The sequence below is a fragment of the Vibrio sp. T13N genome (genome assembly GCF_032970445.1).
Classification (GTDB): Bacteria; Pseudomonadota; Gammaproteobacteria; order Enterobacterales; family Vibrionaceae; genus Vibrio; species Vibrio diabolicus.
The window spans coordinates 296,049-313,053 of the sequence record NZ_JAWJYE010000006.1 but is presented as its reverse complement, the minus strand read 5'-3'; the positions used below and the strand labels follow the sequence as shown (position 1 = coordinate 313,053).

The following is a 17,005-nucleotide window of genomic DNA, read 5'->3' as shown; positions in this document are numbered from 1 at the left end:
ACGAGGTACAGATGGCTAAGAAACCAGGACAAGATTTTCGTAGTGCTCAGAGCGGCTTAAGTGAACTAAAGTCGCGCTTGTTATTCGTAATTGGTGCACTTTTAGTATTCCGAGCCGGCTCCTTTGTGCCGATTCCTGGTATTGACGCTGCTGTACTTGCCGATTTGTTCGAACAGCAAAAAGGTACCATCGTTGAAATGTTTAACATGTTCTCCGGTGGTGCTCTTGAGCGTGCATCTATATTAGCATTGGGCATCATGCCGTATATTTCGGCATCTATTGTTGTCCAATTGCTAACTGTAGTTCATCCAGCGTTAGCTGAACTCAAAAAAGAGGGTGAAGCAGGCCGTCGTAAGATCAGCCAATACACACGCTACGGCACGCTTGTACTTGCAACCTTCCAAGCTATAGGTATTGCAACTGGCCTACCAAACATGGTCGACAATCTGGTTGTTATCAACCAAACCATGTTTACGCTAATTGCTACCGTAAGTTTAGTAACCGGTACCATGTTCTTAATGTGGTTAGGTGAACAAATTACAGAGCGAGGAATTGGTAACGGTATTTCGATACTGATTTTTGCAGGTATTGTTGCTGGATTGCCTTCTGCAATCGGTCAAACAATCGAGCAAGCGCGTCAAGGTGAATTGCATGTACTTCTTCTGTTGCTAATCGCGGTATTAGCTTTTGCAGTCATTTACTTCGTTGTTTTCATGGAACGTGGTCAACGCCGAATCGTCGTTAACTACGCGAAGCGTCAACAAGGTCGTAAAGTATTTGCTGCACAAAGCTCGCATTTGCCTCTTAAAATTAACATGGCAGGTGTTATTCCAGCGATTTTTGCATCAAGCATTATCTTGTTCCCAGGAACATTGGCTCAGTGGTTTGGTCAAAACGGCGAGAGCAGCGCGTTCGGTTGGTTAACTGACGTGTCTTTGGCTCTTAGCCCAGGTCAACCGTTGTATGTAATGCTTTATGCAGCAGCAATTATCTTCTTCTGTTTTTTCTACACGGCGTTGGTTTTCAACCCGCGTGAAACAGCAGATAACTTGAAGAAGTCTGGTGCATTCGTACCCGGTATCCGCCCAGGTGAGCAGACAGCGAAGTACATTGATAAAGTAATGACACGTTTAACCCTTGCTGGTGCACTGTACATTACCTTTATCTGTCTGATTCCCGAGTTCATGATGGTCGCGTGGAACGTACGTTTCTACTTCGGCGGTACATCGCTACTAATCGTAGTTGTTGTAATTATGGACTTTATGGCACAGGTACAGACTCATCTGATGTCTCAACAGTATGATTCTGTGTTGAAGAAAGCGAATCTGAAAGGCTACGGCCGTTAATCCGGCGGTAGACTCAGTTTCATTTACGGAGTTTAGCAATGAAAGTTCGTGCTTCCGTTAAAAAAATCTGCCGTAACTGTAAAGTAATCAAGCGTAACGGTGTCGTTCGCGTGATTTGCAGTGAGCCAAAGCACAAACAGCGCCAAGGCTAATTAGCAGAAATTTTTACTTGAAAATGAAGGTTGGGTCGAGTATATTCCTCGGCCTACCTTTTGCGTGCAAAAGAAGTAGTATTCCGCAGCGTATCCATAACGGGCTTTGCTGCGGCTAATTCTTTTATAGAAACACTTAGGAGTGAATAATGGCCCGTATAGCAGGCATTAACATTCCTGATCAGAAACATGCAGTAATCGCTCTAACAGCGATCTACGGCATCGGTAAAACTCGCTCTCAAGCTATCCTAGCTGAAGTGGGTATTGCTGAAAATGTTAAGATCAGTGAACTAACTGAAGAGCAGATCGATCAACTGCGTGATGGTGTAGCTAAGTACACTGTAGAAGGTGATCTACGTCGTGAAGTATCTATGAACATCAAGCGTCTTATGGACCTTGGCTGTTACCGTGGTCTTCGTCATCGTCGCAGTCTACCACTACGTGGACAGCGTACTAAAACCAACGCTCGCACCCGTAAGGGTCCGCGTAAGCCGATCAAGAAATAATCGGGAAGGTAGAGTACAATGGCTAAACAACCAACTCGCGCTCGTAAGCGCGTACGCAAGCAAGTTGCAGATGGCGTTGCGCACATCCATGCTTCTTTCAATAACACAATCGTAACCATTACTGACCGTCAAGGTAACGCTCTTGCATGGGCTACTGCAGGTGGTTCTGGTTTCCGTGGTTCTCGTAAGTCTACTCCGTTCGCTGCACAGGTTGCTGCTGAGCGTTGTGCTGAAATGGCTAAAGAATACGGCCTAAAGAACTTGGAAGTTATGGTTAAGGGTCCTGGTCCAGGTCGCGAATCTACTGTTCGTGCACTAAACGCCGCTGGTTTCCGCATCACAAACATCGTTGATGCTACACCAATCCCTCATAACGGTTGTCGTCCACCTAAGAAACGTCGCGTATAACGTTTCTAGGACAATTGGAGAAGAATCATGGCAAGATATTTGGGTCCTAAGCTGAAGCTTAGCCGTCGTGAAGGCACTGACTTATTCCTTAAGTCTGGTGTTCGCGCGATCGATACCAAGTGTAAAATTGATAACGCACCAGGTGTACACGGCGCTCGTCGCGGTCGTCTATCTGAGTATGGCGTTCAGCTTCGTGAGAAGCAAAAAGTACGTCGTATGTACGGCGTTCTAGAAAAACAATTCCGTAACTACTACAAAGAAGCTGCTCGCCTAAAAGGCAACACTGGTGAAAACCTACTTCAGCTTCTTGAAGGTCGTCTTGATAACGTAGTTTACCGCATGGGCTTTGGTGCAACTCGCGCAGAAGCACGTCAGCTAGTTAGCCACAAAGCTATCCTAGTAAACGGTAAAGTTGTAAACGTTCCTTCTTTCAAAGTAGCGGCTAATGACGTTGTTTCTATCCGCGAGAAAGCTAAACAGCAAGCTCGTATTAAAGCGGCTCTAGAAGTTGCTGAACAACGTGAAAAACCAACTTGGATTGAAGTAGATGGTGGCAAGATGGAAGGTACATTCAAGCGTATGCCTGAGCGTTCTGATCTATCAGCTGACATCAACGAACAATTGATCGTCGAGCTTTACTCTAAGTAAGGTTTAAACTAAAGAGAGGACACAATGCAGGGTTCTGTAACAGAATTTCTTAAGCCACGTCTAGTTGACATCGAACAAATCAGCTCGACTCACGCAAAAGTAACTCTTGAGCCATTAGAGCGTGGCTTTGGTCATACTCTGGGTAATGCACTTCGCCGCATTCTTCTATCTTCTATGCCTGGTTGTGCAGTGACAGAAGTAGAAATCGAAGGCGTACTTCACGAGTACAGCACTAAAGAAGGTGTACAAGAAGATATTCTTGAAATCCTTCTAAACCTTAAAGGTTTGGCAGTGCGTGTTGCTGAAGGCAAAGATGAAGTGTTCATTACTTTGAACAAATCAGGCTCGGGCCCTGTGGTTGCAGGTGACATCACCCATGATGGTGATGTAGAGATCGCTAACCCTGAACACGTTATTTGTCACCTAACGGATGACAACGCTGAAATCGCAATGCGTATTAAAGTAGAACGTGGTCGTGGTTATGTTCCAGCTTCTGCGCGTATCCATAACGAAGAAGACGAGCGTCCAATCGGTCGCCTACTAGTAGATGCTACTTACAGCCCAGTAGACAAAATTGCCTACGCTGTGGAAGCAGCTCGTGTAGAACAGCGCACTGATCTAGACAAGCTTGTTATCGATATGGAAACAAACGGTACTCTAGAACCTGAGGAAGCAATCCGTCGTGCAGCTACAATCCTAGCTGAACAATTGGATGCATTCGTAGATCTTCGTGATGTACGAGTTCCTGAGGAGAAAGAAGAGAAGCCAGAATTCGATCCGATCCTACTGCGTCCTGTAGACGATCTTGAACTAACAGTTCGCTCTGCTAACTGTCTGAAAGCAGAAGCGATTCACTACATCGGTGATCTAGTACAACGTACTGAGGTTGAGCTACTTAAAACGCCTAACCTTGGTAAAAAATCTCTTACTGAGATTAAAGACGTACTTGCGTCACGTGGTCTGTCTCTGGGCATGCGCCTAGAAAACTGGCCACCTGCATCAATCGCTGAAGATTAATCGATACTAGTTAGAAGGATTAGGTCATGCGCCATCGTAAGAGTGGTCGTCAACTCAACCGCAACAGCTCACATCGCAAAGCGATGTTCAGCAACATGGCTAGCTCTCTAGTACGTCATGAAGTTATCAAGACTACTTTGCCAAAAGCAAAAGAGCTACGTCGCGTAGTTGAGCCTTTGATTACACTAGCTAAGACTGACAGTGTTGCTAACCGTCGTCTAGCATTTGCACGTACTCGTGACAACGAAGTAGTTGCAAAACTATTTAACGAACTAGGTCCACGTTTTGCTGCTCGTCAGGGCGGTTACACTCGTATCCTAAAAGCTGGCTTCCGTGCTGGTGATAAAGCTCCAATGGCTTACATTGAGCTTGTAGATCGCCCAGCTGCTGAAGAAGCTGCTGAGTAATCAGTTCGTAAGAACGAGAAAGCCGAGCTAACGCTCGGCTTTTTTGTATCTGCGATTCAGTAAATCTTTATATCCAGCCTACATTTATTTTACTCCATGCAGACTGGCAATTTAAAAAGTGATTATCACTTGCGCTTATTTACTAGTATTCCACAACCCGCCCAACGAACTTAGAAGTCCCTCGCTAGCGCCTTGCTTGCTCAAGTAATCCAAGATTACTGGAGCAAACTGACTGATCATAGAGGGATCTAAACCCAACGTATCGAATGCACTTTTTACTGCACTAATATTCTCAATATTCCCTAGTAAGCTTTGTGCTCCTTGCAAGTTTGAAAGCCCAGGAATCAAAGACTGTAATTCACTGCTATTTTCTTGTGAAAGCTGGCTTTGAGCCAAAGCGAGTAGTGCGCCACTACCTCCAGCCGCTTGTTCTGTAGATACAGGTAATTGGCTAGTTAGCATGTCTGTCAATGGAGATGATTCAGTGTTCAGGTACTACCTACCATATCCATTAGGCCACTTTCTTTACTTTTTTGCGTGACGGAATCTAAGAATGCGTGTGCACTACCAATGTTCATTGATAAGAGTGCCAGAGTCAGGAGTGTTTTACGCATAGTACCTCCGAAGGTTGAGCGTTTTTAACGTGATTTTATTGTTTTAAAGGCTATCAGAATGAAAGGTTTAGAGGTGAGAAAGTCTATTCAGTTTAGACAAAAAAACGGCGCTAATGCGCCGTTTTATTAAATCATAATTGAAAATGGTTTCAATTAAAGAATATCTAGTAGTTCTACTTCGAAAACTAGTGCTGCGAATGGAGGGATAGCTGCACCAGCGCCACGCTCACCGTACGCAAGGTCTTGTGGTACGTATAGTTTCCACTTAGAACCAACAGGCATTAGTTGTAGTGCTTCTACCCAGCCTTTGATTACGCCTGTAACAGGGAACTCAGCTGGTTGACCGCGAGATACAGAGCTATCGAATACAGTACCGTCAGTTAGCTCACCGTGGTAGTGAACGCGAACTGAGCTTTCTGCTGTTGGAACTGCACCAGTACCTTCAGAAATGATTTCGTACTGAAGGCCAGAGTCTAGAACGTTAACTTCAGGGCGTAGTGCGTTGTCTTTTAGGAACGCTTCGCCTTCTGCTGCTGCAATTTTCGCTGCTTCTTGGCGAGCGGTTTCTGCACGAGTGTGAAGTTCTTGTAGTGCTTTGTTGATTTCATCAATTTCGATTGATGGCATGTCACCAGTTAGTGCTGTTGCAATACCCGCTGCGATAGCATCAACGCTAAGACCTTCAAGACCAGAACCTGCAAGTTGCTGACCCATTTGCAGACCAATGCCGTAGCTTGCTTTTTGTTCTGCAGTTTCAAATTTAATTTCAGACATGAATGTCGCTCTTGTTAGGAGTGATAAAGGCAACAGGATATCAGTTTCGAGCTTAGGTTTAAATGATTGCGACTGAATGCTTAATTGAGGCGGCCAGGGTGTGACTTATCTCTTACTCCAAGTGAAATTTCTGCTAATTTAATCCAAATTCCATTTTAGTTTAGTGAAAAACATATACTCTCCGCGTCGGTATTTTTATACTGGCAGTAGAAGTATTAAGGGACTCATTAAAATGAATCGTCGCAGAAAGAAAAAGCAGCAAGTCGACTATGTCGAATTGGTTAAACAAAAATTCGCTGCTATCGACTGGAAGCAGCCGTTCAACAAAGAGCAGTGGTTGGAGCGTATACAGCCTGTTAAGCAGTTTTGGCTGCGCCTACCGAAATTCCATCAACGAGCTTTGATGGTTTTAGTACCATTGATTCTGGTACTCCTTGTTATTCCTTTGCCAAATAAAACAGAACAATCAGTTGAGCAAGCTGAGGTCGATCATCAGCGCGTAGCGATTCAGCTGAACGCACAGAGTTTAAGCCAGCAAAGAACCTCTCAGAATTCTGGGCCGAAATCCGAAGACTGGAAAGAGTACACGGTTAAAAATGGCGACACGTTAGCGCAGGTTTTCAGAAGTAATCAGCTCTCGATGGCGGATCTTAGCGCTCTAGTAAAAATCGAAGGCAGTGATAAGCCGCTGAGCCAAATTAAACAAGGACAATTGATTCGCTTTAAGCTTAGCGATGAAGGCGAGTTGGATATGCTGCAACTAGAAAAAAGCGGGCGGTCCGTCATGTTTTTCCGCTTATCGGATGGGACCTTTGGGCGCAACAAGTAGATGCTTCAAATGAACTAAAGACGCGAAGGTATCGCGTCTTTTTAGTTTATCTACAAATTAGTAACCTAGCAATGAACGCGTTATATCGCTACGGCTTCTTTTCGCATATCCACATGAGGAATACCATCCTCTAGGTAGCTATCAGAAATAACTTTGAATCCATGACTCGCATAAAACTGGATGAGATGCTCTTGAGCTCCTATATCAATCGTCTGTCCTGGCCACAATATTTCACACTGTGTTAATGCCTCTTCCAGCAACTTATGTCCCAGACCATCACCACGCGCAGTTTGTTTGGTGACGACTCGACCAATGCTCACATTGTCATACGTCGTGCCAGCGGGTAGCAATCGTGCGCAAGCAACAAGTTCATCACCGTGGTAACCTATTAGATGATAAACACCTTCCAGTGTGTCTTTGCCATCCAGTTCAGGATAAGGGCAGGTTTGTTCAACGACGAATACATCCACACGTAATTTCATCATTGTATACAATTGTGTGGTTGTCAGTTGAGCAAAGGGCAAAGTAATCCAAGTTAGCATGTTGTCATCCGTCATGAGAGTAGAGTGACTGACTTTACTTTGTTTTGTACTCATACTCATTAACAAAGGTTAATTAGCACTGGTTTTCCCACCAAATCTGGTGATAATGTGCCCTCTTTTCATCTCACCTGAGGATATTCCCGTGAGCAAACAAACTTTTGATCAAGTCGGGCTAAACCCAGCGTTACTCGCCACACTTGATTCCCTGAACTACACCCACATGACGCCAATTCAAGCTTTGAGTTTGCCTGCAATCCTAAAACATCGTGATGTCATCGGGCAGGGTAAAACGGGCTCAGGTAAAACCGCTGCATTTGGTTTGGGTGTTTTATCGAACCTTAACGTCAAACGTTTTCGTGTCCAGTCATTAGTATTGTGTCCAACTCGTGAGCTTGCGGATCAAGTCGCGAAGGAAATTCGTACTTTAGGTCGTGGCATTCATAATATTAAAGTGCTTACTCTCTGCGGTGGGATGCCAATGGGGCCACAAATTGGTTCTCTGGAGCATGGTGCGCATATCCTAGTCGGCACACCTGGCCGTATTTTGGATCACCTTGAGAAAGGCCGAATTAACCTTAGCGAGCTGAATACTTTGGTGCTGGATGAAGCTGATCGCATGTTGGACATGGGTTTCCAAGACGCATTAGATGCGATTATTGATGCAGCGCCAAAGCAGCGTCAAACTCTACTTTTCAGTGCTACTTTCCCAGAGAAAATTGAGCAAATTGCGCAGCGTATCATGCAGACGCCTGAAGTGATTAAGGTGGAATCGACGCACGATACCTCAAGCATTGCTCAGCATTTCTATAAAGTTGAAGGCTCGGAAGCGCGTGATGAAGCGTTGGCGAACTTGCTACTGACTCACCAACCAGAGTCCGCTGTGGTTTTTTGCAATACCAAAAAAGAAGTGCAAAGTGTCGCAGATGAGTTGCATCGCAAAGGGTTCAGCGTTATCGATATCCATGGGGATTTAGAACAGCGTGAACGCGATCAAGCATTGGTGCAGTTTGCTAACAAGAGTGTTTCTATCCTTGTCGCAACAGACGTCGCGGCGCGTGGTTTGGACGTAGATAACCTTGATGCAGTCTTTAACTTTGAGCTATCGCGCGATCCTGAGGTTCATGTACACCGTATCGGTCGTACAGGCCGTGCGGGTAGTAAAGGTTTGGCGTTCAGCTTCTTTGGAGAGAAAGACGGTTTGCGTGTAGCTCGTATTGAAGAATACCTGGATATGGACGTGGTACCAGCAACATTGCCTGCCAAATCAAATCAGCAGCCATACCAAGCGAAGATGGTGACGATTAACATTGATGGCGGTAAGAAACAGAAAGTACGACCGGGTGATATCTTAGGGTGTCTGACGGGGAAAAATGGTATCCCAGGCTCTCAAGTTGGCAAGATTCACCTGTTCCCGATGCGCGCCTACGTTGCGGTCGAGAAGTCAGCTGCCAAAAAGGCCCTACAAACCATTAGTAATGGCAAGATGAAAGGGCGTCAGTTCCGGGCGCGGCTTCTTAAATAGCATAGAAAGGCTCTTCGTTTGAAGAGCCTTTTCTTTTTCGAGTTTATTTGGATGTGTGATCTTTAGTTAAGCGAGCTTTAATTCGGCTCAAACTGATAGGCGTGATCCCAAGATAAGCAGCTATTTGGCTATCGGTAATACGTAGCTTTAAGTCTGGGTAATGGGCGCAAAATAGTTGATATCGTTCCTCTGGGGAGTAGAGCAGCATAAAGCGTTCTTTGTTCTCTTTATTAACCAGTTGGTTTTCGAGTAGCTTTAAGTAAATGGCGTGTTTTTCTGCTCGCCATTGATGCAGCGTTTCAATTGGTAAGCAAAATAGCTGACAAGCGCTCAGCGTTTCCAATAAGTAAGGCGAAGGTTGGTTCTTAATTATGCTCTCAAAGCCGATAACCCAGTCTTTCTCCCAATAAAACTCTTTACTGAACTCTTTGCCCTGCTCAGTGAGATAGCTTGCATGGCATAACCCTTCAATAATGAAGTAAAGGTGCGAGCTAAACTCTCCTTGGTGGTTAAGAATGTGGCGCGTAGGCAGTTCGAGTAACTCACCATTTTCGATAAGTTGGTTTGCTTCTGTGTCTAAGAAGCCATGATTGACTAAGTCTGAAAAAAGATCGCTGTGCATGTGATAACTCAGAAACGGTTTTCTTTATTCTAACGGGTTTTATTGATAACAAAAAAGCGGCTCATGAGAGCCGCTTAGCGTTGTTGTCAAATCAGCCTTACTTATTCAGATCGATTTGGTAAATCGCGAAACCAATGTCGTCAGTCGCGACACGTTTCATTGGGTATTGACCTTTATCTTTAATGAATTGCGCCGCTTTATCGCTAGGAGATGTCTCGAAGCGAATATCTAGCTTTTTATCGGATTTAATCGGTGCGAAAGACCAGTTGTTGTCAGCGCTTGGTGTCACTTCACCTTTTTCTTCACTCACGCGAGAAATATAAGCGGCGACGACAGAGCGGTTTTCATCTGGTGCGTCAAACGCAATAAAGTCTGGGCCCGTACCAGGGAAGGTATTGCTATAAGCACGGTAGTTATTGGTTGCGATGATGAAGTCCTGCTTCGAATCAACAGGCTTACCATTGAATGTCAGATTCACAATACGCTGAGAATCTGGATTAATCACTTTGCAACTCGCATCGTATTTGGGCGGTTGGGTGATATCGATCTGGTAGTTCACCCCATCAATGACATCGAAGTTGTACGTACGGAAATTATCCCAATCAATCAAAGATTGCGGTTCAGGATTGTTGATGTCGATGTGGTTGAATTGACCCGCGCTGCACTCTAGCCATTCGCGAACCTCTTTACCTTTCACTTTCATCGCGACCAAGGTGTTGGGATATAAATAAAGATCGGCAGCATTACGGAAGGTGAGCTGACCGGATTCGACTTCTGTAAAGTTATTCGGATCGTTCTTACGCCCCCCGACTTTAAATGGTGCTGCGGCACTCAATACTGGAATGTCAGCGAGATCTGGGTCGCCTTGAATAAAGCGTTCCACGTAATCTTTCTGAGCAAGGTTAACGATCTGAATGGTTGGGTCGTCCTGCACTAATGCCAAGAAGCTGTACATGACATCATTTGCTTTGCCGATTGGTTGGTTTACAAATTCACGAGTGCCTTTGTGATCTTCTTCTAACGCTTTCACAATATCTTCATCGGCTTTAGCTAATGACTTCTTATTTACTTTATCGAAGATAGGGCGTGCTTCGGCTTGGCCTTCGACGACTTGCCATCTGCCGTCTTTCTCTTTCAGCATCAAATCCATCACACCTACATGACTTCCCCAGCGGCCCGGCATCACGGACGTTACACCATTGATGGTCCCTTTCTCGGTATCAACATCAGGTAGGTTTGCGAAGTCTTTCCCTGGGAAGACTGCGTGAGAGTGGCCAAAAGCAATCGCATCAATACCTTCAACTTCTGTGAGGTAGTAAACTGAGTTTTCAGCGCCTAGCTTATATGGGTCAGTAGAAATGCCCGAGTGTGGAATCGCCACAATCACGTCTGCGCCTTCTTTCTTCATTTGAGGAATCAGTTTCTCTGCTGTTTCCTTAATGTCTTTAGCAAAGACTTTGCCTTCTAAGTTCTTCTTGTCCCACACCATAATTTGTGGTGGTACAAAGCCGATATAACCCACTTTTATTTGATGCGCTTCGCCGTTTGTGTCTTTAAAGGTGTGAGTTTTGATCAGGTAAGGCTTGAAGTAATGCTTACCGGTTTTTTTATCAAATACGTTTGCGTTGATGTAAGGGAAGTTAGCGCCCGCCAACGTCTTTTGTAGAAAGTCTAGGCCATAGTTGAACTCATGATTGCCAATGTTGCCCACATCGTAGTCTAGTTGGTTCATCGCCTTGTAGACTGGGTGCACATCGCCAGCGTTAATCCCTTTCGCAGCCATGTAATCACCCATTGGGCTGCCCTGAATTAAATCGCCGTTATCTACTAATACCGTGTTTTCTGCCTCGGACTTAGCCTGCTTCACTATGGTCGCGGCGCGACTAAGACCGATTTGCTGTGATGGTTGGTCTTTGTAGTAATCGTAATCCATCACGTTGGTGTGAATGTCGGTGGTTTCGATGATACGAAGCTTGATGGTATCGGCCATCGCAGGGCCCGCAAGCGTTAGCATGCCACTTAACACTGCGAGGGAAATAGGGTGAACTGCCACTTTCATTTGGTGCTCCAATTCAATGGGAAGGGGGAATCGTACCGCGTAATGTATCAAACGCTGGTGCAACTTAATGATAAAGATACAGAAAACTGTGAAAAAAAATCAGTTTACTGAACCTTATTCATATTAACCGCCGACTTTTTCACGCTTTTGAATGAGACCAAACAAAAACTTCTTAGCAGATTTTTGAATAAAAAATGAAATTTTAGAATTTCAGGTAATATAAACGCCCCGCCATAATGCTTGCATAACGATATCAATGGACGATGAGCAAGCACATGGCAACGAACGATTCAGTCACTTCTTTTCCTAAACCAAAGCCCCGGTTAGTTTCTGACAACCCAGTAGCTGGTGTTACTCGTTTTGCAAAGCAATCGCTACAGCCTGGTGAAGTCGCCTTAGTGGGAGCGGGGCCGGGTGATCCTGAACTTTTGACAGTGAAAGCACTGAACTGTTTGCAGCAAGCCGATGTGGTTTTGTACGACTACTTGGTGTCTGAAGAAATCATGGCCTTGATCCCTAGCGATACGATTTTAGTGTGCGTTGGGAAGCGAGCTGGGCATCACAGTGTGCCGCAGGAGAAGACGAATCAGCTTTTGGTGGATTTTGCCAAACAGGGCTACAAAGTAGTGCGCATTAAAGGTGGTGATCCATTTGTATTCGGTCGTGGCGGTGAAGAGCTGGAAGTGCTTGCTGATGCAGGCGTCCGTTTTCAGGTCGTCCCTGGCATTACCGCGGCAGCTGGCGCAACGGCCTATGCTGGGATTCCACTGACTCATCGCGATTACGCGCAATCGGCCATCTTTGTGACCGGCCACTTGAAAGAAGAAAGCGATGAGATGGATTGGTCAACGTTGGCTCGTGGGAATCAGACTTTAGTGATCTACATGGGGCTGATGAAATCACACTATATTCAGAATCAACTCATTAAGCATGGTCGTTCAGCGTCGACTCCGATTGCCATTATTGAGCGTGGTACGCAGATTCAACAAAAAGTATTTACGGGAGAGCTCTCCCAACTCTCTGATTTATCGAAGGAAGCACAATCGCCATCTTTGATTGTTGTCGGAGAGGTAGTGCGACTGTCTCAAAAGTTAGACTGGTTTTTGTCTAGTACTGAATTCAACAAAAGTGCTATTGCCAACTCCATATAATTTCAGACCAAAGATTAGAGACGTAATGCGCCTTCAAGCTTAAAAAGGAAATACAAAACATGGACCAACAACGTTTAACTCACCTTAAACAACTCGAAGCGGAGAGTATCCATATTATCCGCGAAGTTGCGGCTGAGTTTGATAACCCAGTCATGATGTATTCGATTGGTAAAGACTCATCAGTGATGCTGCATCTAGCGCGTAAAGCGTTTTACCCGGGCAAAATTCCATTTCCACTTTTGCATGTCGATACCGACTGGAAATTCCGCGAGATGATTGAGTTTCGCGATCGCACCGCTGCCAAATACGGCTTTGAGCTTTTGGTACATAAGAACCCAGAAGGTCTAGCAATGGGCTGCAGTCCGTTTGTTCATGGCTCGTCAAAGCATACGGACATCATGAAAACGCAAGGTCTTAAGCAGGCGCTAAACAAATATGGCTTCGATGCTGCTTTTGGTGGTGCTCGTCGTGATGAAGAAAAATCACGCGCAAAAGAACGAGTGTATTCGTTCCGTGACAAGAACCATACCTGGGACCCTAAAAATCAACGTCCAGAGTTGTGGAAGACGTACAACGGTCAGGTCAATAAAGGGGAAAGCATTCGTGTATTCCCACTTTCGAACTGGACGGAGCTTGATATCTGGCAATACATCTATTTAGAAAACATCGAGATCGTACCGCTTTATCTCGCTGACAAACGTCCAGTTGTTGAACGCGACGGCATGCTAATCATGGTTGATGATGATCGTATGGAGCTTCAACCGGGTGAAGTGATCGAAGAGAAGAGTGTGCGTTTCCGTACTCTTGGTTGTTATCCATTAACTGGGGCTATCGAGTCTGAAGCGAACACTTTGACCGGCATTATCGAAGAGATGCTGGTGGCAACGTCGAGTGAGCGCCAAGGTCGAGCGATCGACCACGATCAGTCAGGATCGATGGAGCTTAAGAAACGTCAAGGTTACTTCTAAAGGATCTAAGGAAAGATAATGAACAGTGCAGTTGAAGCTCAATTAGCCGAGCTTGGTATCGAAGGCTATTTAACACAACACCAGTACAAGTCGTTACTTAGATTCTTGACTTGTGGCTCGGTAGATGACGGTAAAAGTACACTAATCGGTCGCTTACTCCATGACTCAAAACAAATTTATGAAGATCAGCTAGCGGCAGTACACTCAGACAGCCAACGTGTGGGCACCACGGGTGAAAAGCCTGACCTTGCGTTGTTGGTCGATGGCTTACAAGCTGAGCGCGAGCAGGGGATCACGATTGATGTGGCTTACCGCTATTTCTCGACGCAGAAACGTAAGTTCATCATCGCCGATACTCCTGGGCACGAGCAGTACACGCGTAATATGGCGACAGGCGCATCGACGTGTGACTTAGCGGTGATCTTAGTTGATGCACGTAAAGGCATTCTTGATCAAACTCGTCGTCACTCTTTTATTTCCAACCTACTGGGTTTGAAACACTTTGTTGTGGCGATCAACAAGATGGATTTAGTGGATTACTCGCAAGAGCGCTTTGAAGAAATCCGCGATGAGTATCTTAAGTTTTCTGAGAACCTAACCGGGGATATTGATATTCAAATCATCCCGATTTCGGCGCTTGAAGGTGACAATGTGGTGGATAAAGGGCAAAACCTAAGCTGGTTTAAAGGCCCGTCATTGCTTGAACTTCTTGAAACGGTCGATGTGGATCAAGAAAAAGGTGCGGGTGAGTTCCGCTTCCCTGTGCAATACGTTAACCGTCCTAACCTCGATTTCCGTGGTTTTGCGGGGACGATTTCTTCAGGTTCGATCAAAGTCGGTGATGCCATCAAAGCATTGCCATCGGGGAAAACGTCAACCGTGGCACGCATTGTTACGTTTGATGGTGATATTGAGGAAGCTCGTGCTGGGTTGGCGGTCACTCTGACGCTAAGCGATGAGATCGATATTAGCCGTGGCGATTTGATTGTTCTAGATAATGCTCAAGTGGAAACCACAAACCATTTGCTTGCCGATGTGGTGTGGATGACAGAGCAACCTCTGCAACCGGGTCGTGACTATGACATCAAAATCGCAGGTAAGAAAACCGTAGGTCATGTTGAAGCGATTCGTCACCAATATGATATCAACAACCTATCAACTCATAGTGCGGCAGAGCTGCCATTGAATGGTATTGGCTTGTGTGAATGGTCTCTCAATGAGTCAGTTGCGCTGGACAATTACCAAGATTGTGCTGATACCGGCGGCTTCATCATTATCGATCGTCTGACGAACGTGACGGTCGGTGCAGGCATGGTCAAAGAAAGCCTCGCGGTGGTTGAGCGCGATTTGACGGACATCTCTGCGTTTGAAGTTGAGCTGAATGCACTTGTGCGTAAACACTTCCCACACTGGGAAGCAAAAGACGTCAGCCAATTGCTGAAAAAGTAATTGGCGCGCCCGAGCACGATAAGCTCTGATTCTATCTGTTGTTGTGCTTGGGGCGTCGCTGCCTAACTGAGTTGCGAAATGCAGTTAGGTTATTCTCCTAGTACCAGAATGCTTCGGTAAAGCCCAAGAAAACCGAGCATTCTGATGTTCTTTTCGCTTGCGCTGATTTTGGTCTGTTTACTCGTTTGTCTGGTGTCTCACGGATAAATGAGCCGTTGTTGTGCCCTTTGGGCGATTTGGTAAGGAAAGGCTATGTGGGAACAAGGGTTTGTATTAGCGATTTTGCTTGGCATTATCACTTGTTTGCTTGTCACAAAAATTAAGCCTAGTTATGTCTTTGCGGGTGCCGCTTTTATTGCATTTATGGCGGGAATGATGGATTCAGCCACGATCGCTTCCAACTTTACCAACTCTTCGTTATTGACTCTGGTTCTGTTGATTCTTGCATCGTGTGCTTTAGAAAAAACGTTACTAATCAGTTGGGTGAGCCGTAGTATTTCTGAAGGCCAGTTAGGTAGTGTGATCGCTAAGCTCGGTGTATCAACGGCCTTGCTCTCTTCATTCACGAATAATACCGCCGTGGTTGTCTCATTGATTGGGGCGATTAAGCGTAATCAGCAGCATGCGCCTTCGAAATTACTCATCCCGCTGTCTTACGCGGCCATTTTTGGTGGCACATTAACTTTGATAGGTACGTCGACTAACTTAATCATCAACAGCTTTGTTGAAGATGCCGGTTTGCCGAGCCTGAGCTTTTTTACACCCACGATGATTGGCTTGGCGGTGTTGGTGGGAGGAATGCTAATTCTTATCCCGCTCAGTTACTTACTGCCGAACTACGATGATCAAAGCCAAGAAGATTTACCGTACTTTCTTGAGTCTCGCGTAGAGCCTGGTTCACCGTTAGTTGGGCGCACGGTCAGCGAGAATAATTTACGTGCGCTGCGCAAACTGTTTCTTGCGGAGGTTGTACGAGATGGCGTGACGGTTTCCTCTGTAGGACCGGATTTCGTACTCAATGCGAAAGACCGATTGTTGTTTTGTGGTGATGTTGAGAGCGTCGCGACCCTGCAAGAAATTCCGGGTCTCAAGCTTTTTGGTCAGCAGCACTTGAATGGGCAAAATTTTATTGAAGTTGTGGTGAGCTCATCCGCGACGTTTTGCTATAAAACACTTAAAGAGAGCCGATTCCGTGACCGCTTTGATGCCGTTGTTGTCGCTATTCGTCGTGGCCATGAGCGCCTAGAGGGCGGTTTGGGTAGCATTACCTTAGCGCCAGGTGACACGTTAGTTCTGGTTCCGGGGAAGCGTTTTGAATCGGAGCGCCGAGCTCATCGTAAAGAGTTTGTTTTAGTGCATGATTTGGACTCTAGCGCTCGGCTTGATACAAATAAATCCTCCATCGTGCTACTGGGTTTTGCTGCCGTAATTGGGTGTGCGCTATTAGAACTAGTACCGATTATTAAAGGCCTTGCCGCGTATCTTATTGCACTTATCGCGTTTGGTATTGTACAGATATCAGAACTGCGCCGCCGTTTCCCAATTGATATCGTTGTGATTGTCGGCTCTGCTTTGTCCATCGCTCAATTGATGATCTCTTCCGGCTTGTCAGAGAGAATGGGAGCGATGTTTATTGAAGCGTTCAATGGCTGGGGCGTGTTTGGAGCCTTGGTCGCAACTTACATCATGACATTAGTTCTTACTGAACTGGTGACGAATAATGCCGCGGCTGCGCTTTCTTTTCCTATTGGCTATAGCATGGCGGTCGGTTATGGCGTTGATCCGATGCCATTCATTATGGCGGTCTTGTTTGGCGCCAGTGCGAGCTTTATTTCTCCCTACGGTTATCAAACCAACTTGCTGGTGTACAGCGTAGGAAATTATAAATTGACCGACTATGTGAGAATTGGTGTGCCGATTTCGATTGTGTACTCTGTATTAGTACTTACTTTGATTCCGGTCTTCTTCCCGTTTTAATTCCGATATTTACA

General features: G+C 45.6%; 17 protein-coding genes and 1 pseudogene. 13 read left to right on the top strand and 5 right to left on the bottom strand.

Annotated features, from left to right (window positions below):
- Positions 1–11 precede the first annotated feature (11 nt).
- The 7 genes from secY (at position 12) to rplQ (ending at position 4,484) form a co-directional block, all read left to right on the top strand.
- Positions 12–1,346, top strand: a complete 1,335-nt coding sequence (secY, locus tag R2S67_RS12735) for a preprotein translocase subunit SecY (RefSeq protein ID WP_005379562.1) — start codon at positions 12–14, stop codon at positions 1,344–1,346.
- Positions 1,347–1,384: 38 nt separating this feature from the next.
- Entirely contained in the window at positions 1,385–1,498 is a 114-nt protein-coding gene (gene rpmJ / locus R2S67_RS12730; RefSeq protein WP_000868186.1) for a 50S ribosomal protein L36, read from the top strand.
- Between the two features lie 149 nt (positions 1,499–1,647).
- Entirely contained in the window at positions 1,648–2,004 is a 357-nt protein-coding gene (gene rpsM, locus R2S67_RS12725) for a 30S ribosomal protein S13 (RefSeq protein ID WP_005383154.1), read from the top strand.
- 18 nt (positions 2,005–2,022) lie between these two features.
- A complete protein-coding gene (gene rpsK / locus R2S67_RS12720; protein WP_001118870.1) occupies positions 2,023–2,412 on the top strand; it encodes a 30S ribosomal protein S11 in 390 nt (129 codons plus the stop codon).
- A 27-nt stretch (positions 2,413–2,439) separates the two neighbouring features.
- A complete protein-coding gene (gene rpsD / locus R2S67_RS12715; RefSeq protein ID WP_005383146.1) occupies positions 2,440–3,060 on the top strand; it encodes a 30S ribosomal protein S4 in 621 nt (206 codons plus the stop codon).
- A gap of 24 nt (positions 3,061–3,084) precedes the next feature.
- Positions 3,085–4,077: a DNA-directed RNA polymerase subunit alpha gene (locus tag R2S67_RS12710; RefSeq protein ID WP_005383143.1), complete on the top strand. Its 993-nt coding sequence runs from the start codon at positions 3,085–3,087 to the stop codon at positions 4,075–4,077.
- A gap of 26 nt (positions 4,078–4,103) precedes the next feature.
- Positions 4,104–4,484, top strand: coding sequence for a 50S ribosomal protein L17 (gene rplQ, locus R2S67_RS12705; RefSeq protein WP_005383141.1), 381 nt, complete (start codon positions 4,104–4,106; stop codon positions 4,482–4,484).
- Positions 4,485–4,619: 135 nt separating this feature from the next.
- Here rplQ and R2S67_RS12700 read toward each other — a convergent pair.
- Both R2S67_RS12700 and R2S67_RS12695 read right to left on the bottom strand, forming a co-directional pair.
- Positions 4,620–5,098, bottom strand: a pseudogene (locus tag R2S67_RS12700) (DUF2780 domain-containing protein).
- 153 nt (positions 5,099–5,251) lie between these two features.
- Positions 5,252–5,872, bottom strand: a complete 621-nt coding sequence (locus R2S67_RS12695) for an FKBP-type peptidyl-prolyl cis-trans isomerase (protein WP_005392370.1) — start codon at positions 5,870–5,872, stop codon at positions 5,252–5,254.
- Positions 5,873–6,104: 232 nt separating this feature from the next.
- Between R2S67_RS12695 and R2S67_RS12690 the strand changes: the two genes are divergently transcribed.
- Positions 6,105–6,701 carry a LysM-like peptidoglycan-binding domain-containing protein gene (locus tag R2S67_RS12690; protein ID WP_046874056.1) on the top strand — a complete coding sequence of 199 codons (597 nt, stop codon included), beginning with the start codon at positions 6,105–6,107 and terminating at the stop codon, positions 6,699–6,701.
- 80 nt (positions 6,702–6,781) lie between these two features.
- Here R2S67_RS12690 and R2S67_RS12685 read toward each other — a convergent pair whose 3' ends face one another.
- The gene (locus R2S67_RS12685; RefSeq protein WP_048626712.1) at positions 6,782–7,243 is read right to left on the bottom strand and encodes a GNAT family N-acetyltransferase; all 462 of its coding nucleotides are present in this window, start codon (positions 7,241–7,243) and stop codon (positions 6,782–6,784) included.
- 142 nt (positions 7,244–7,385) lie between these two features.
- Between R2S67_RS12685 and dbpA the strand changes: the two genes are divergently transcribed.
- Positions 7,386–8,765, top strand: coding sequence for an ATP-dependent RNA helicase DbpA (gene dbpA / locus R2S67_RS12680; RefSeq protein ID WP_047009023.1), 1,380 nt, complete (start codon positions 7,386–7,388; stop codon positions 8,763–8,765).
- Positions 8,766–8,808: 43 nt separating this feature from the next.
- Here the strand turns inward: dbpA and R2S67_RS12675 are convergent, their stop codons facing one another.
- Positions 8,809–9,387 (bottom strand): Crp/Fnr family transcriptional regulator, encoded by a 579-nt coding sequence (locus R2S67_RS12675; protein WP_012841168.1) that lies wholly within the window; start codon positions 9,385–9,387, stop codon positions 8,809–8,811.
- Between the two features lie 97 nt (positions 9,388–9,484).
- Positions 9,485–11,446, bottom strand: coding sequence for a 2',3'-cyclic-nucleotide 2'-phosphodiesterase (gene cpdB / locus R2S67_RS12670; protein ID WP_317344760.1), 1,962 nt, complete (start codon positions 11,444–11,446; stop codon positions 9,485–9,487).
- Between the two features lie 275 nt (positions 11,447–11,721).
- Between cpdB and cobA the strand changes: the two genes are divergently transcribed.
- From cobA to R2S67_RS12650, 4 genes are all read left to right on the top strand, one after another.
- Positions 11,722–12,597 (top strand): uroporphyrinogen-III C-methyltransferase, encoded by an 876-nt coding sequence (gene cobA, locus R2S67_RS12665; protein ID WP_031780800.1) that lies wholly within the window; start codon positions 11,722–11,724, stop codon positions 12,595–12,597.
- A 59-nt stretch (positions 12,598–12,656) separates the two neighbouring features.
- Positions 12,657–13,565 (top strand): sulfate adenylyltransferase subunit CysD, encoded by a 909-nt coding sequence (gene cysD / locus R2S67_RS12660; RefSeq protein ID WP_005379592.1) that lies wholly within the window; start codon positions 12,657–12,659, stop codon positions 13,563–13,565.
- Positions 13,566–13,583: 18 nt separating this feature from the next.
- On the top strand, positions 13,584–15,014 hold the full coding sequence (cysN, locus tag R2S67_RS12655; RefSeq protein ID WP_046874053.1) for a sulfate adenylyltransferase subunit CysN: 1,431 nt from the start codon (positions 13,584–13,586) through the stop codon (positions 15,012–15,014).
- A gap of 252 nt (positions 15,015–15,266) precedes the next feature.
- Positions 15,267–16,991 carry an SLC13 family permease gene (locus tag R2S67_RS12650; protein WP_005392351.1) on the top strand — a complete coding sequence of 575 codons (1,725 nt, stop codon included), beginning with the start codon at positions 15,267–15,269 and terminating at the stop codon, positions 16,989–16,991.
- Positions 16,992–17,005 lie beyond the last annotated feature (14 nt).

Excerpts from the sequence above, each read along its gene's own strand:
- secY (WP_005379562.1), top strand. The coding sequence starts at position 12 with ATGGCTAAGAAACCAGGACAAGATTTTCGTAGTGCTCAGAGCGGCTTA.
- rpmJ (WP_000868186.1), top strand. The coding sequence starts at position 1,385 with ATGAAAGTTCGTGCTTCCGTTAAAAAAATCTGCCGTAACTGTAAAGTA.
- rpsM (WP_005383154.1), top strand. The coding sequence starts at position 1,648 with ATGGCCCGTATAGCAGGCATTAACATTCCTGATCAGAAACATGCAGTA.
- rpsK (WP_001118870.1), top strand. The coding sequence starts at position 2,023 with ATGGCTAAACAACCAACTCGCGCTCGTAAGCGCGTACGCAAGCAAGTT.
- rpsD (WP_005383146.1), top strand. The coding sequence starts at position 2,440 with ATGGCAAGATATTTGGGTCCTAAGCTGAAGCTTAGCCGTCGTGAAGGC.
- R2S67_RS12710 (WP_005383143.1), top strand. The coding sequence starts at position 3,085 with ATGCAGGGTTCTGTAACAGAATTTCTTAAGCCACGTCTAGTTGACATC.
- rplQ (WP_005383141.1), top strand. The coding sequence starts at position 4,104 with ATGCGCCATCGTAAGAGTGGTCGTCAACTCAACCGCAACAGCTCACAT.
- R2S67_RS12695 (WP_005392370.1), bottom strand. The coding sequence starts at position 5,872 with ATGTCTGAAATTAAATTTGAAACTGCAGAACAAAAAGCAAGCTACGGC.
- R2S67_RS12690 (WP_046874056.1), top strand. The coding sequence starts at position 6,105 with ATGAATCGTCGCAGAAAGAAAAAGCAGCAAGTCGACTATGTCGAATTG.
- R2S67_RS12685 (WP_048626712.1), bottom strand. The coding sequence starts at position 7,243 with ATGCTAACTTGGATTACTTTGCCCTTTGCTCAACTGACAACCACACAA.
- R2S67_RS12675 (WP_012841168.1), bottom strand. The coding sequence starts at position 9,387 with ATGCACAGCGATCTTTTTTCAGACTTAGTCAATCATGGCTTCTTAGAC.
- cpdB (WP_317344760.1), bottom strand. The coding sequence starts at position 11,446 with ATGAAAGTGGCAGTTCACCCTATTTCCCTCGCAGTGTTAAGTGGCATG.
- cobA (WP_031780800.1), top strand. The coding sequence starts at position 11,722 with ATGGCAACGAACGATTCAGTCACTTCTTTTCCTAAACCAAAGCCCCGG.
- cysD (WP_005379592.1), top strand. The coding sequence starts at position 12,657 with ATGGACCAACAACGTTTAACTCACCTTAAACAACTCGAAGCGGAGAGT.
- cysN (WP_046874053.1), top strand. The coding sequence starts at position 13,584 with ATGAACAGTGCAGTTGAAGCTCAATTAGCCGAGCTTGGTATCGAAGGC.
- R2S67_RS12650 (WP_005392351.1), top strand. The coding sequence starts at position 15,267 with ATGTGGGAACAAGGGTTTGTATTAGCGATTTTGCTTGGCATTATCACT.